The sequence below is a fragment of the Chryseobacterium ginsengisoli genome (genome assembly GCF_039542325.1).
Lineage (GTDB): Bacteria > Bacteroidota > Bacteroidia > Flavobacteriales > Weeksellaceae > Chryseobacterium > Chryseobacterium ginsengisoli.
Genome location: NZ_BAABHX010000004.1, coordinates 270146 through 286135, shown reverse-complemented (window position 1 = coordinate 286135; position 15990 = coordinate 270146). Strand labels below are relative to the sequence as shown.

The 15990-nt window shown below is 34.1% G+C and carries 13 protein-coding genes; 3 read left to right on the top strand and 10 right to left on the bottom strand.

Annotated elements, in window-relative coordinates; genetic code table 11:
* Positions 1–8: 8 nt before the first annotated feature.
* From ABD940_RS14610 to ABD940_RS14590, 5 genes are all read right to left on the bottom strand, one after another.
* Positions 9–1721: an AraC family transcriptional regulator gene (locus tag ABD940_RS14610; protein ID WP_345205364.1), complete on the bottom strand. Its 1713-nt coding sequence runs from the start codon at positions 1719–1721 to the stop codon at positions 9–11.
* Positions 1722–2349: 628 nt separating this feature from the next.
* The gene (locus tag ABD940_RS14605) at positions 2350–3798 is read right to left on the bottom strand and encodes a TolC family protein (protein ID WP_345205360.1); all 1449 of its coding nucleotides are present in this window, start codon (positions 3796–3798) and stop codon (positions 2350–2352) included.
* Positions 3785–6979: an efflux RND transporter permease subunit gene (locus ABD940_RS14600; protein ID WP_345205357.1), complete on the bottom strand. Its 3195-nt coding sequence runs from the start codon at positions 6977–6979 to the stop codon at positions 3785–3787. The genes ABD940_RS14605 and ABD940_RS14600 overlap by 14 nt, the downstream gene beginning before the upstream one ends.
* 23 nt (positions 6980–7002) lie before the next feature.
* Positions 7003–8085, bottom strand: coding sequence for an efflux RND transporter periplasmic adaptor subunit (locus ABD940_RS14595; RefSeq protein ID WP_425550369.1), 1083 nt, complete (start codon positions 8083–8085; stop codon positions 7003–7005).
* A gap of 146 nt (positions 8086–8231) precedes the next feature.
* Complete coding sequence (locus ABD940_RS14590; RefSeq protein WP_345205352.1) at positions 8232–8624, bottom strand: hypothetical protein; 393 nt, start codon at positions 8622–8624, stop codon at positions 8232–8234.
* Positions 8625–9048: 424 nt separating this feature from the next.
* Between ABD940_RS14590 and ABD940_RS14585 the strand changes: the two genes are divergently transcribed.
* From ABD940_RS14585 to ABD940_RS14575, 3 genes are all read left to right on the top strand, one after another.
* Positions 9049–9924: a hypothetical protein gene (locus ABD940_RS14585; RefSeq protein ID WP_345205349.1), complete on the top strand. Its 876-nt coding sequence runs from the start codon at positions 9049–9051 to the stop codon at positions 9922–9924.
* Between the two features lie 327 nt (positions 9925–10251).
* Positions 10252–10653, top strand: a complete 402-nt coding sequence (locus ABD940_RS14580) for a hypothetical protein (protein WP_345205347.1) — start codon at positions 10252–10254, stop codon at positions 10651–10653.
* Positions 10654–10695: 42 nt separating this feature from the next.
* The gene (locus ABD940_RS14575; RefSeq protein WP_345205345.1) at positions 10696–11139 is read left to right on the top strand and encodes an META domain-containing protein; all 444 of its coding nucleotides are present in this window, start codon (positions 10696–10698) and stop codon (positions 11137–11139) included.
* A 76-nt stretch (positions 11140–11215) separates the two neighbouring features.
* Here ABD940_RS14575 and ABD940_RS14570 read toward each other — a convergent pair whose 3' ends face one another.
* From ABD940_RS14570 to porL, 5 genes are all read right to left on the bottom strand, one after another.
* On the bottom strand, positions 11216–11473 hold the full coding sequence (locus ABD940_RS14570; protein WP_345205343.1) for a SemiSWEET transporter: 258 nt from the start codon (positions 11471–11473) through the stop codon (positions 11216–11218).
* A gap of 86 nt (positions 11474–11559) precedes the next feature.
* Positions 11560–12594 (bottom strand): NAD(P)/FAD-dependent oxidoreductase, encoded by a 1035-nt coding sequence (locus tag ABD940_RS14565; RefSeq protein WP_345205341.1) that lies wholly within the window; start codon positions 12592–12594, stop codon positions 11560–11562.
* A gap of 57 nt (positions 12595–12651) precedes the next feature.
* Entirely contained in the window at positions 12652–13590 is a 939-nt protein-coding gene (gene porN, locus ABD940_RS14560) for a type IX secretion system ring subunit PorN/GldN (RefSeq protein ID WP_345205338.1), read from the bottom strand.
* A gap of 9 nt (positions 13591–13599) precedes the next feature.
* The gene (gene porM / locus ABD940_RS14555; RefSeq protein ID WP_345205335.1) at positions 13600–15189 is read right to left on the bottom strand and encodes a type IX secretion system motor protein PorM/GldM; all 1590 of its coding nucleotides are present in this window, start codon (positions 15187–15189) and stop codon (positions 13600–13602) included.
* Positions 15190–15242: 53 nt separating this feature from the next.
* Positions 15243–15935 (bottom strand): type IX secretion system motor protein PorL/GldL, encoded by a 693-nt coding sequence (gene porL, locus ABD940_RS14550; protein ID WP_345205333.1) that lies wholly within the window; start codon positions 15933–15935, stop codon positions 15243–15245.
* Between the last annotated feature and the right edge of the window lie 55 nt (positions 15936–15990).

Genomic DNA, 15990 nt, shown 5'->3' with positions numbered 1-15990 from the left:
AGTTATATTTAAACTGTTCCGTTATTTTCAATCTCCTGTTTCCTTTTTTTAATAAAATCCGTTGGACGAATTCCGTTGATTTCATAGAAAAGATCTGAAAAATTTTGTCTGGAAGCAATTCCGCATTCTTTTGCAAGAGTTTCGATGTTATATTTCAGATATTTTTTGTCTTCGAAAAGAAGATTTGTGATATAATTGATACGAAGTTCACTTAAATATTTATTGAAATTTGCCTTTTTATATTCATTGATAACTTGGGAAAGATAGTTGGAATTCGTTCCCAGTTGAGTTGCCAATTTACCGATCGTCAAACCTTTTTGAGTAAACTCTTTTTTATCTTCAAAAGTTTTCAGTTTTCGTAACAGTTCTCCTACTTTCCCTTCTGTAAGATTTATTTTCTTTTCTTCAATAACCGGAATTACATCTTCCTCAACAATATTTTGATGCGCTGCAAATTTTTCTTCCACCAAAATATATTTTTGCTGAATTTCTTTGGCTTTTTTATGCCTCCTTGTCAATAAAGTAACCAAACCGATTGCCCAAATCACTAAAACAATAATGATAATAGTTCCAAGATAATTTATACTCTGAAGCTTATCTTTTTCTTCCAACAACGTTTTTGTATCGTAATCTTTGTGGATTTTTGGAGAAAGATAGATGAAATCTTTAGACATTATGCTATCTGCTTTCAAAAGCTGACTTGTATAATACAATTGTTGAGTCTGATTTTTCTCTTTTTTTGAATAATCGATCAAAATTTCATAGTTTTCCCTCAATTCAGGAAGAATAAACTGATGTTTTTGAAAAATTGAATCTATCTTTTTAAAGTAGATAATGGATTCTTTAGTCTTTTTTAATCCGGAATAACTTTTTCCAATGTAAAAATAATCAACCGAAAGCCTTGCAAAATCCCGACTGTCTTTTATAGCCGGAAGCGATTCATTAAAGTTTTTCAAAGCCGCTTGAAATTGATTTCTTTTGTATTCAGAAATGCCTTTAGATACAAGAAAATAACCTTTTTCCAGATCATACTCAGGATTATTTCCTATTTCTGCAAGTCCGGTTTGTATTGCAGCATCAGCTTCCTTATTTTTCCCGAGATTTCTGTAACAGATAATTAATTGATGAAGACTGTTCAAATAGCCTTTTGTATTGTTATAAATTTCATTCGGATGAAGCTTTGTGATAGATCTTGCTTTTTCCCTGTAATAAACAAGACATTTTGTGAACAATTCCGAAGCATCTTCATGATATCCCAAATAACTTTTTACAACACCGATATGATAAAGGTTTTGATACTTTAAATATTCATTTTTTGTGTTTTTTGAATACTTATAAGCTTCAAGATATTCATTAAGAGCAAGTTGAAATTTTTTATAATGATAATAATAAATAACGCCTTTATCAACATGTGCAATAATCTTAAGATCTTCATTGCTCGATTGATTGGCTGCCCAAACCATACTGTCTGCATATTTTAATTTTTCTTCATTTAAAGAAGAATAAAATACACCGTCCTTATAGCCCTGAACTAATTTATCATAGTTCTTTTCTCTCTTTGCTTTATTGATGTAAGGTTGAATAAACGGAAAAGCCTTTGAATCATTTTCTGCAAAATTTTCATATTTCTCTCTCAATTTATAGAAGTCGCTATACGTTTCCTGAGACAGTAGAAGTTGAAAAACTCCTATTAAAAATATAAAGAATAGTTTTTTGATCACTTTTTGAATTATTCCGTGTCTAAATTTGACTCAAAAGTACATAAAATACATTAGTTTTTCTCAATGAATAATGAATTAATAATAACAATCGAACTATTTCTATTTTACAAAATAACAAACTAAATATCAACAAATTAAATAAACCTAATTCGCGAATTATGACGTCACAATTTACGAATAAAGACAACAAGTGTTTTTTTTTATCGTGGCAACGTTATAATTTCGGGCTCAGAAATCGAATATCAACAAAGCTAACTGAGACAATTTTTTAAAGAAACCTTGAATAGAAAAATAAGCACAAAAAAGACACATCAAGATAAATTTTGAAAAAACCGATATAAATGATGATTCTATTCATAAAAAAATCCACCTTCCTTAATCGAGGAAATTACTTTTAGGGAAGGATGGTATTTTAAAATTTAATTTAAAAACTAATAACCTCTTTTTTTGAGGTAAAAACTAATAGCCATTGAAAAAATTTAATTTAGTTGCGATCATTTCCTGCAGGTAAATTGGAGAAAAGGTTCAGTAAGATGAGCTTTTTTATTAAAGTTTTCAGTTTTAATCGAAAAGAGACTGTTCCTTGCGGGCAGCCTCTTTTCTTTTTAAAACATTAAGGATTTACAAATCACTTCCAGCCTCCGCCTAAGCTCTTGTAAATATCTACAACTGTACTCAGCTGTTTCTGTTTTGCTTCAACCAGTTCCATTTTTGCATCCAGTGCATCTCTTTGGTTCAGAAGAACTTCCAGATAATCTGCTCTTGAATTTCTAAATAACTGATTAGCAATATCGATAGATTGTTCCAAAGCCTTTGTTTCCTCAGACTTCAGTTTGTAATACTGATCTATGTTTTTCACTTTAGACATTAAATTGGCAACATCTAAATATGCATTAAGAATCGTTTTATCATACTCATACAAAGACTGAATCTGTCTTGCATCCGCTGTTTGGAAATTTGCTTTGATCGCACTTTTATTGATAAGCGGACCAGCCAGTTCTCCCACCAAACTTGAAGCAATAGATTCCGGTAATTTCACCAAGTAAGAAGGTTTGAAAGCTTCCAATCCTAAAGTTGCAGAAATTTCCAATGTAGGATAAAACTCTTTTCTCGCTGCTTCTACATCTAATTTTGTTGATTTTAATTCCAATTCAGCTTGTTTGATATCAGGACGGTTTGCCAATAATTGTGACGGAATTCCTGTATAAACCGTTTGCGGAATGGTTGTCATAAAATCTTCTTTCGTTCTTACGATCGGCTGTGGATAACGACCACAAAGAGCATTAATCTGATTCTCTTTTTCGGTAATTTCCTGGCGGATTGTATATTCTGACGCTTTTGATTTCGCTAATTCAGCCTCAAACTTTTTCACCGCCAATTCAGTTGCTGCTGCAGCTTCTTTCTGAATTTTTGAAATTTCCAAAGCTCTCTGCTGAAGTTTCGTGTACTGCTGAATAATATCCAACTGATTATCCAAAGCCAGCAATTCATAATAGTTATCCGCAACTTCTTCAATTAAATTTGAAAGAACGAAATTCTTTCCTTCAACTGTTGAAAGATAATGCGCAACTGCAGATTCTTTCTCTGTTCTTAATTTTTTCCAGATATCAACTTCCCAGTTCGCCATCAATCCTCCTTCGAAATTCCCAAGGATATCGGGTACTTCTTTTCCAGGTTCGATTTCCGTACTCGCGTCACCCGCTCCTTCGCTTGTGTAACGACCTGCTTTTGTTGCTCCGGCTCCAAGTCCTGCAGTAACAGTTGGAGTTAATCTTCCTTTTTTCGCTAAAACACCGCTTTTTGCAATTTCAATTTCCTGCAAAGTGATCATTAACTCCTGATTGTTCTTTAATGCCGTTTCAATTAAAGCGACTAAATTCGGGTCAGTAAAAAACTGTCTCCAAGGTGTTGTTCCGCTGTTATTATTTGCGTCACCCTGATCTTCCTGATTAAAATTCTGAGGCACATTTTCTTTTACCTCATCTTTTATGACGGTCGCCATTGGCGCCTTACAGCTTGCTAAAACAAGCGATAAGGCAATGGCTGCTATATATTTATTATAATTATAAGTCTTCATGTTTATCATCGTGTTGATAAGGTTCTGTTTGTTCTGTTAAAGGATTTTCTTCTTCATATTTTGCCAGTTTCGATTTTTCAGCAATCGTTCCGAAGATGTAATACAATCCAGGAATGATCATTAATCCGAAAATAGTTCCGATCAACATACCTCCTGCTGCAGCTGTACCGATTGTTCGGTTACCAATCGCACCCGGTCCGGTTGCCATTACCAAAGGAATCAAACCTGCAATGAATGCAAAAGATGTCATCAAAATCGGGCGGAAACGGATCGCAGCTCCTTCAATTGCAGCCTGTGCCACCGGAATTCCTTCTTCCGCTTTCTTCTGTACGGCAAATTCCACGATCAATACGGCATTTTTACCCAAAAGACCAATCAACATGACCATCGCCACCTGAGCGTAGATGTTGTTTTCCAATCCTAATAATTTCAAACATAAGAATGCTCCGAAAATCCCCGTCGGCAATGATAAAATTACCGGTAGCGGAAGAATGAAACTTTCATACTGCGCCGCAAGAATTAAATAAACAAATCCTAAACATACCAAGAAGATAAATATCGCTTCATTTCCACGACTTACTTCATCCTTAGAAATACCTGCCCAGTCGATACCAAAACCTCTCGGAAGTGTCTTATCTGCAACTTCCTGAATGGCAGCAATCGCCTGTCCGGAACTGTAACCCGGCGCAGGAGTTCCACTTACCTCGGAAGAGTTATACATATTATGTCTTGTGATCTCTGATAGACCATAAACTTTTTCCAAATGCATGAAATCTGAATACGGAACCATCTGATCTTTATCATTTTTAACATATAACTTCAATAGATCCGTTGGTAGCGCACGATATTGTGGACCAGCCTGAACAATCACTTTGTAAGGTCTGTCGAAACGAATGAAACTTGTCTCATAATTCGAACCAATTAAAGTGGAAAGATTGTCCATTGCTTTTTCAATCGTAACTCCTTTTTGTTCGGCAAGATCATTATCGATCTTTAGCATATATTGAGGGAAACTCGCAGAATAGAATGTAAATGCAGAACCCAGTTCAGGACGTTTTTTCAGTTCCTTTACAAAATCGTTACTTACTTTTTCCATTTTCTGATAATCTCCACTTCCTGCTTTATCCAAAAGACGAAGTTCAAAACCACCGGCTGCACCATAACCCGGAATTGAAGGCGGTTGGAAGAATTCTATATTTGCTCCCGGAATATTTTTAGCTTTTTCTTCAAGTTTTTCTATAATTTCCGCGGCAGATTCTTTACGGTCTTCCCAACTTTTAAGGTTGATCAAACAAGTACCTGAATTTGAACCTGTACCTTCTGTCAAAATTTCATAACCAGCCAATGAAGAAACAGACTGTACTCCATCAACGTCTTCAGACTCTCTTAATAATTCCTTAGCAATCTGATTCGTTCTTTCCAATGTAGAACCTGGAGGTGTCTGAATAATTGCATAAATCATCCCCTGATCTTCCGCCGGAATAAATCCTGAAGGAAGCGAGTTGCTTAAGAAGAATGTACAAGCACAAAATGCCAATAATAAAGGAAGAGTGAATGTTTTCTTTTTAACAGTTTTATTCAACATTTTCTCGTACTTCCCTGCTCCTTTTGTAAATAAATTGTTGAATTTATCTAAGAAAATAGTGATCGGAGTTCTCTTTTTAGCTTTTCCGTGGTTGTTCTTTAAAATTAAAGCACATAAAGCGGGAGTCAATGTCAAGGCTACAACTCCAGAAAGGATAATTGCAGAAGCCATTGTAATTGAGAACTGACGGTAAAATACCCCAACCGGACCAGACATGAATGCAATCGGAATGAATACTGATGCCATTACCAAAGTGATCGCGATAATCGCTCCACTGATTTCGTGCATTGCTTCTTCTGTTGCCTTTAATGGAGATAAGTGTTTCTCTTCCATCTTAGCGTGAACCGCTTCAATTACAACAATCGCATCATCGACGACAACCCCAATTGCCATTACCAAGGCAAATAGTGAGATCATGTTTAACGTAATTCCAAAAGCGGACATGACTGCGAACGTACCGATCAATGAAACGGGAACCGCAATTGCCGGAATCAATGTTGAACGCCAGTCTCCTAAGAAAAGGAATACCACAATTGCCACCAAAATGAAGGCTTCAAATAATGTATGGATTACTTTTTCAATCGACGCATCCAAGAATCTTGAAACGTCATAACTGATGTCATAATGCATTCCTTTCGGGAAGCTTGTTTTCTGCAAATCTGCCATCAAAGATTTTACATTTTTGATAACGTCACTTGCGTTGGAACCATACGATTGTTTTACCGTGATCGCTGCAGAAGGTTTACCATTCAATGTAGAATAAATATCGTACATCGAAGAACCGAATTCTATATCTGCAACATCTTTTAATCTGATAAATTCTCCGTCTGGTTTTGCTTTAAGAATAATATTTCCGTAATCTTTTTCATTATTAAAACGACCCGGATATTTTAAAATATATTCAAATGACTGCGATCTTTTCCCGGAACTTTCCCCCGTTTTACCCGGAGAAGCTTCCAAACTCTGTTCATTTAACGATTCCATTACTTCATCAGCTGAAATACTGTAAGCCGTTAATCTGTCAGGTTTAAGCCAGATACGCATTGCATATTCTCTTGTTCCTAAGATATCAGCGAAACCAACACCACCTACTCTTCTTAATTCAGACATCACGTTGATATCTGCGTAGTTGAAAAGGAATTTCTGGTCAGCTTTAGGATCATCACTATACAAATTGATATACATCAACATGTTAGGTTCTTCACGAGTAATTTTCACCCCTTCACGAACTACCAATGGCGGAAGTTTGTTCACAACTGAAGATACACGGTTCTGAACGTTTACGGCTGCTACGTTCGGATCGGTTCCTAAGTCGAAAACCACCTGAATCGAAGCTTCCCCGTCGTTTCCGGCATCGGAAGTCATATATTTCATTCCCGGTACACCATTTAAACCTCTTTCCAACGGAATAACCACGGATTTAATCAACAATTCGTTGTTAGCTCCCGGATATTCTGCGGTGATGTTTACTTTTGGCGGTGAAATGGATGGGAACTGAGTAACCGGTAATTTTACCAGTGACAGCACTCCCATAAATACAATAATCAATGAGATTACAATAGACAGAACAGGTCTGCGAATGAATTTCTTAAACATAATACTGCTTCATTTATAGAGTCCTACTCTGCTTTTAATTTCAATGATTGAAGAACTTTTTTCGGATCCTGAGCTTTAACCTGAACTTTCTGATCGTCTTTCACTTTCTGAACTCCTTCCAATAAGATCTGATCACCTGTTGCCAAGCCTGAAGCTACAACATATACATCCGGAAGCTCATAAGCTACTTTAATATTTCTTGATTTTGCTACTCCGTTTTTATCTATTACGAAAACATATTTCTGATCCTGAATTTCGTAGGTGGCTTTTTGAGGAATAATTAAAGCATTTTTCAATGGTAAAGTCATTCTTACTTTTCCTGTTTCTCCGTTTCTCAGTAATTTGTCGGGATTCGGGAATTTAGCTCTGAAAGCAATATTTCCTGTTTCACTGTCAAATTCTCCTTCGATCGTCTGAACTTCACCTTTTTGAGGAAAAACGTCTCCGTTTGCCATTACCAAAGCAACTTGATTGCTCCCTCTTGATGCCACATTTCTCTGATAATTCAGGTATTCCGGCTCTGAAACGTTGAAATACGTGTAAATGTCATTGTTATCAGACAAAGAAGTTAATAAATCTCCTTCGTCAACCAAGCTTCCTAATTTCAAAGGTAATCTGTCGATAATTCCTGAAAACGGTGCTTTGATGTTTGTAAATGACAAATGTGTCTGAGCAAGATTTACTTCTGCGTTTGCTGCATCCAATTTAGCTTTTGCCATTAATCTTTCGTTTTTAGAAACAATGTTGTTGTTGGCTAAAGTGCTTGCATTTTTCAATTCAATAGTAGCCTGTGCTACTTCTGCCTGTGCTTTTAACAATTCTGCCTGATACAATTTAGGCATGATTTGAAATAACACCTGTCCTTGATGAACATACTGACCTTCGTCTACGTAGATTTTTTCAAGGAAACCTTTCTCCTGTGCACGAACTTCAATGTTCTTTACAGACCTGATCTGAGCTACAAATTCCTTATCAATTACCGTATCCATTACTACTGGAGAGGTAACCGGATAAACCGTAGCTTCTTCTTTCTCTTCTTTTTTCTTGTTACAACCTGTGAACAATAAAAGACTGCTTAGCGCAATGCTTGCGACAACTCTTTTAATCATAATTTTAGAGTTTATGTAAATCGTTAATGTTTTAATATGAAAATGGTAATAAGAAAGTGGAGCGAAGTGATGATTACCGGCAAACACAACGCATAATATTCTCCGCTAAACAAATTAGTGGAAAATAAATCGAAAAATGGATCTTAGATTCTGATAGAACGTATCAGAATGAATCTTTTAATAGTAGAAAATTCGGATAAAAAACCGTGAATAGTTGGTTTTAATCTCTTGAAACTTTTTAAACCAAAAACATATACCAATGTGAAAACACTCGCAAAGAAAACAATTGTCTGTAATGTATCAGAGAATTGAAAATCATCTTCTGCAAGTTCCAGCGAATAAGCATTACCTGTATCATCGGGAGCCTGCTGAACTGAAAGTTTTTCGTAAGTTTGATTTAAACGGTTCGCTCTTTTTGGTAAATTCTGAGAAGTATGACTAGTATAATCATTTCGTAATGTTTTGACATTAACCTTGCTTTCCACTACGAATAGCAGAAAAAGGGTGGTCAAAAAATATACTATATAATTTCTCATGATTTCAAGGCACAAATGTAGGTTTTAGTTTAAATACATTTCAAGACAATCTCATGATAAATGACATGTATTAACAATATTTAACACTCCTTTAAATAACCTGAATTCACTAATACAACATTATTTTAAGCATACAAAAAAGCCTATACATAAATGGTTAGCAAACAATTATCAATAATAAAAGTAATTTAAAATTTAATTTAAATCAAATTCTATCCATAATAAAATGATTTAAAATACCACACCAACGTTAACTAATCATAAATAGGGTGTTTTAATTAAAAAATATTATGATTTAAATTAATTTTATTTAATTATTAACAATCATAAGGTATTATTTGTTATTTTTACATAAATAAATATCAAAAATAAATTTGATTTTAATTACAAAAAAAACCTCAATAACCTAAAACTAAATAAAACTATGAAGAACAAACTTTTCCTGGCAGGAATCTTATTCGCATCGAGTTTATCATTTGCACAAGTTGGTATCAATACAACAAATCCGGATGCATCAGCTATTTTGGATATAACATCAACTAATAAAGGAATTTTAGGACCAAGAATAAGTCTTACTTCCGCAACAATGCAATTAGGAACTGCTCCTAACGCCAACGGACTTTTAATATACAATACAGGACCAACTATTCCTTCAGGATATTATTTCTGGAACGGAACTGAATGGAGAGTATTTAACACTTCTTCTTCCACCGGCAGTACAGCAAATCCCAGTTTGGCATCTATAGAAAGTCTTGCAGTAATGGGACCTTTAACTGCTACTACTGATAACGGAAGAGCAGGATATGCTATTTCTATAACAACGCCCGATGGTAAGTTTTCCGTACGTTGCTTTATTCCTACAGGAACTGCATTTGCAGATGTAAACTTACAAATCAGAAATAACAGCGCTTCTACTGTCGATATTATTTCGAACGGACATTATTTATGGGGAGGAGCAGGAGGCTACATGCAAAATCAGCTGAGATTACCTGTAGGAGCATGGGCAGGAGATAATGCGGTTTCAAGTGCATCTTTAATTAATGCTACAACGGGGGCAAATATACAAACAGCCAGTACCAATCCATATTGGGGAGATCCCGGAGTTTATGCAGGAGGAATGCCTGAACAGAGAATCTACTCATGGACAACAAACAACGGCGCGGATAAATCTTTTTATAAAATGTATTTTATGATGGGTTCATCAACTCCTGCAAACGTAGGAAACGCAACAAACTGTCCATCAGGAAACTGCAGTACAACAAAAGCATTCTTTACAATAGATCAGATAACGGCACCATAGATTCTAAAAACACACAGTTTTGATTTTAGAAAGAGGCGTTCCCTAAACGACCTCTTTTTTTATTAAACTATTTTAAAAATCCACATATTTATCTTATTGAGGATTTATCAAGTCATCATTTCTATCCTTTATTCATGGTTCTTTGCAACTTTTATCACAATCTGATTTAATAAAAGTTACTTTACCAAAAGTCTTAAACACCTATAAAATATAAAGAAATTTAATTAATTTATATAAAATTAACATATTATTTTTAATAAAAGTCGTAATTTTATAGAATAATAACACCATCATTATCAATGAATCACCTAAAAGTCACTTATTATCATGAAAAAATTATTAAAGATCCTTACCATAGCCGTTTTGCCGGTTTTTACCATAACAGCATGTAGGCATCAGTCTAAAGAAGAAGAGGTAAGTTTACAAAATGTAGCCGAAGTTCAAAACACCGACAAAATCTCAAAAGATGTTTACACAGATGAATTTGGGGATCAGCTGGAAGTAGCCGTTAATGAAACTCAAAATACAATAACCATACGTCTGGACGGAAAATCTTATGAATTGAAAAAAAATGAAGAACTACCTGAATATACTGCCGGAGATGCTGATTTTCAATATTCTGACATTAGAGGGGAAGTTACTTTTCTGAAAAAGGATTATAACATGGTGCTATTTCATCATAAAAAAAATAAATCTTCTTCCCCAAACACCAAAATGGCTTCTTATTAATAAATCACCTTAAGAATTTTATTAATCACAAAATTTAAAATTATGAAAAAGTTATTGACATATTTTTGCTCACTTTTAATTATTATCATAACAGCTTCATGCATGAGCAAACCAACTACTACTCTACCTGAAAAATCACAGGACATCACAGGAAAAGTTTGGAAATTAACAGAAATAAATGGGCAGCCTATAAAACTTAAAAATCCAGCAGCAAATCCTTATTTCACTTTAAATACAAAGGATATGAGATATGAAGGACATGGCGGATGTAATGGCGTTGGCGGAACTTTTGAAATAAAACAGGAAGTTATGCGTATCAAATTCAATCAGGGAATGTCTACGATGATTGCCTGTGACGATTTGGACACTGAACATGCTTTTACGCAAGCTCTTCTTTCGGCCGACAATTATTCTGTAAACGGAAATATTTTAACGCTGAACAAAGCAAGAATGGCTCCTTTGGCAAAATTTATTTTACAGAAATAAAATCTTCAAATTAATAAACACATCAATATAAATAAGAACACTTCTGTACTGCAGGAGTGTTCTCTTTTTATGAAAATTATTTCTTTTTGTAAATCATATAACAGATCAATAAAGTTATATTCACGATCACCGCAAAAGAATTCGAAAGAATAATCGGAAGTTCATCTTTTATAAAACCATACCAAATCCACAACGAAAGCCCCGAAATAAGCACTAAAAGCATTATCCAAGACAATTCATCGGCGTTTTTTTCTTTTATAACTTTTATCAATTGCGGAATCATCGATACTGAAGTAAGAACTCCGGCTATAATTCCTAAAATATTTTCATCCATGAATGATTCTTTATTTCATTAACCATTGAAGTTAAGAATTATAAAGTACCTATACAATGATTACAGTCATTCAAATAATGTAGAATTTATTTAAATCTTTCTATAGAAATTTCTTTAGGCAAAGGAATATTTTCTTCAATAAAATCATATAAATTCTTAGAAAAATAACATCCGTTTAAAATTCCTCTTGCACCAAGACCATTAAAAACATAGAGATTTTGATGCTTAGAATGCCTTCCTATAATTGGTCTACGATCTTTTACTGTTGGTCTGAAACCAAAGTTTACATGATCAATTTCAAAATCATAAGGATAAAACTCTTCCAAACCTTTTTTTAGCTGTTCAACTGCAGAATCATCAATATTATGATGTAGTTGCTCTCTATCGTAGGTTCCACCATAAAAATACAGTTCATCATTTACAGGAAATAGAAAATGCTTTTTCTTGATCGTAATATTTTGAGGAATTTGTTTTGAAAGTTTAACTTTAATATGATGCCCTTTATTTGGAATCACAGGAATATCAGAAAAAAATGGATTTTCTTTTACAGCCATTCCTTCACAAAATAAAATATTTTTGAATGTAAAATCTTTGTAAGTAGAATTTTCAGTATCCAGTTCGGAATAATAGAACTTTTCTTTAATAAGATCACCTCTATTTTCTAAAAAATCAAATAAACCACTGAAAAATCCATTAACGTTAAGCCTCGCAGATTGATTTACCTTTCCTGTCTGAAAATCGTTTTTTAATACATTTAAATGATCGAAATTTTTGTCTAAAAAATTTATAAGTTCATCATTTTCGGATTTTTTCAGCCAAAGTCTCTGTTCATTTTCATCATGAAAAATTCTGTGAATAGGTGCTTCAATTAAATAATTTTTTCCTGTATAATTCTCAATCTCTTTTAAAGATATTTTTAAAAAATCAATTTGTTCCTGAGCTTTCCAGAAAGTCGTGAATTTTTTAAGCACAACAGGATTTATAATTCCCGCAGAAACCTGTGAAGCACTTTTTTTACCTTCCGAAAATATAACGAAAGATTTATTATTTTTTATCAGTTGATGTGCAAAAAACAATCCTGCATATCCGTCTCCAACGATTATATAATCTACATTTTTCATAATAAAAAAAAACCTGAGTAAAAATACTCAGGTTTTCTATAATTATCAAGTGAAATCTTAGTAATTCCACATATCATTTTCCATTTGAAGGATCTGCGCCTTAATTCTGTCGCTTTCCTCAAGTTGATCTTCAGCATCTCTTGGGATATAATCCTTAATAACACCGTCTCCTAAACCTGTAGAAGATTTAAAAACAACAGAAGAGAATCTTCTTGCGTTGATCAAATCATCAAAAGATAAATCTGCAGATGAATTTTTTCTGTTGAAAACGTAGTTATTAGCTAAAATATCTCTCGCATTCGGATAATATACCCAGAAAAGATCAATCAAATCATTAGCACCTGGTAAAGGTTGACCGTCCGGAGTTGTTCTACCAATCAATTTTGGATCTGGACCCATTGCAGCAATTCCCAGAGGTCTGTACTTCAATTGTCCGTCTCTTTTATCGATGAACCACATACCGAAGATTTTTAAAACTTTAACTTTCTCAGTTGTAGTTTCATAAACGTCAGTAAGCTCTTTTTTCTCCTGCTCAGTTAACTGACGTCCACTGTTCAAGATATTGATAGCTTCGTCGTCAACTCTTACGTCTACTAATCTTGTTTTGATTTGCTCTGGAGTAAGTCTCTGGACGAAATTTTCATCATCATAAACTTCTTTAATATCTCCATTGAAAGCTCCATCTAACAATAATTTGTATAGAGATTTTGTTTCTGTAGATAATAATCCATCAGGATTGTTATAATAGAATGGCTGATTGATCTTATCATTCATATCGATAACTTCCCAAACAAACATGCTTTTAAGGATATCCTTATCGTCAACAAATCCGTATTCCAAAGGCTTAACTTTTTTGTCGATAACAGTATCTCCAACTTTCATTTTGTTCTCAGCTCTCATTTTTCTGAATTCTTCAGGAGAAGAAGCATTCAGGATAGTTTGGGAAAACATGAATCCCGAAACTAATACTAAAAAACTGCTAATATATTTTTTCATAATTCTTTATTATTGAACATTGATTAATACAGGTGAAATATTCGGAACAATTGTATTTCCTAATCCAGTAGCTGTTGCTTTAATATCAAATATATAAACACCATCTCCCGCTCTTAAGTTTCTAAACATTCCAGCTGCACCTTGTAATGAATTACCCTGAACCTGCATTGAAGCTCTACCAGGTACTCTTACCATGAACGAAGTCACGTTAAATGATACCGGGAAGTCAAAGTCTGGAATAACAGCCTGAAGTTGCTGATTTTCAACAGAAGTTGCTGGTAATGTTAACACATTTTTCCCTCTGATCTGACCTTGTGGAGGAGGTACATTCTTGATTCTGTATTCGAATACCTGAGAAATACTCTTTCCGTAAGGATCTGTTCCTGATAAAGTAATTTTTAACACGCTACCCGCACCAGGTTTTACATCCCACTTACCAGGTCCTGTACTCTTCACAGTAGCTCCCGGAGCAGATAATGAAAGTTTAGAATTGTCAGCACCTAAGATAGAACCTGAAACAGGGTTATCTAGATTTCTATACATTACATTCATCTTATCAGCAGAAAGCAATAAACCTTTCTGAAGTTTCACTTCTTGTGGACCAGCAATTACATTATATGTATGTGTGAATGGGAAGCTTTGTGCTTTACCAGTAGCATCAGTTAAAGTAATGTTTCCACTTAAAGTACGTTCTCCGATTCCACTTGTATTAAGTGAAGCGTAACCTTTACCATTTTCTTGTCTGCTTACACCAGAGATAGAAATCTTGTTACTGTTAGAATAGTTTCCTAACATGATCACAGCTTCAGCCGGTTTACCAGAAACAACATCTACAGGCGCAGAAACAATAGCTTCGTAGCTTGTAAATTTAATACTAGCATCCACTTTTTCCTGAAGCATTAATGCTAATGCATCAGACTGTACATTTCTTGCATCATTCTGAATAATTTCTAAATTCGAAATAGCTGCAATTAAAGGCTGATGATAGAATTTGTTTTGGAACCAAGTTTTATCATTTGGAGATTTTCCTTTCGGATATTCTGCAATTAAAGATTTATTAGCTCTTTCAACTAAGTCTTTTAATTGAGGATTGTTTCCAAAAGTTTGGTTGATATAATTTCTTACATCATCGATTTTAGCTTTTAGATCAGTCGCTCCTTTTGAAGGTGTATTTTCATCTCCTTCTTTAAAAAAATACTCAGTTGTAGCTTCATTATTATTCAATGCTGCAAAGTTTTCACTTACATCGATATCTTTTCCTTGTGCATCTTTATCGTGAAACTCTGATTGTTTTTTTAATGATACTTTAATTTTTTCAGCATCAGCAACTAAACTATTGATCTTATCTCTTAAAGTTTTATACTGCTCCCAAGGCTGTGCATAAGTATCTGGTACTTGTTGAGCTTTTGCTTCAAGAGTTTTTTCAAAAATCTTTTCGTTTTTCTTTTCAGTTAAAGATCTAGTTTCATTAAGAGCTTTAGTAGAATCATAATATGACCTGATGATTTCTGCATCAATGTTTAGGGCCATCATAGCGATGAACACCAAATACATTAGGTTGATCATCTTCTGACGAGGTGTCTGTTTTCCTGCTGCCATTCTCTTTTCTTTGTTTTTTGATTAAGTAGTTAAATTTAGAAATGGTTTGGAAATTAAGACTTCATAGCAGTTAGCATACCACCGTAAACTCTGTTTAAGCTGTTCAAGTTTGAAGTTAAACCTTGTAATTCCTGATTGAATTTTTCTGATTGTTCAGCAGATTTTTGCATATCTGCTACATATTTATTAGCAAATTCTGATTGTCTCTTACCGCTTTCCAACTGCATAGTATATAATGCATTCATGCTTTCCATGTGCTGAGCTGCTTTATTTAACTGCTCATTATATTTATGTGTAGAAGCTGATACGTCAACAGTTTGGTTGATTTGATCAACAGAGCTAGAAAATTTGTCGATTCCTGTTCTTAATCTTTCGAATAATTGAACATCAAGTTTAGCATCCTGAAGCATTTTGTCCAATTTAGTTGAAAGAGAATTTTCTAATTCAGCAAATTGAGCAGCAGCATTGCTTTTAGATACATTTGAGTGTAATGGATTAGGGTTTGCGTGCTTATCTAATAATTCTGGATAAACATTTTCCCAAGCATAAGACTCTTCAGATTTTGGCGGGTCGAAAGCGAAGATAATGAAAATGATAGCTTCCGTGATAAGTCCCACTGTAAGAGCGATGTTACCATTGATTGGTCCCAAAGTAATGTGAGTAATTTTAAGCCAAGCTCCAAGAATTACAATTGCAGCACCGAATGAATAGAAGAAATTCATCCAAGCATCTTTAGTCTTAAACATATAAGTTAGTTTTTTTTAATGTTAAATAAAATTGTTATTGAAAATAATGGTTCTA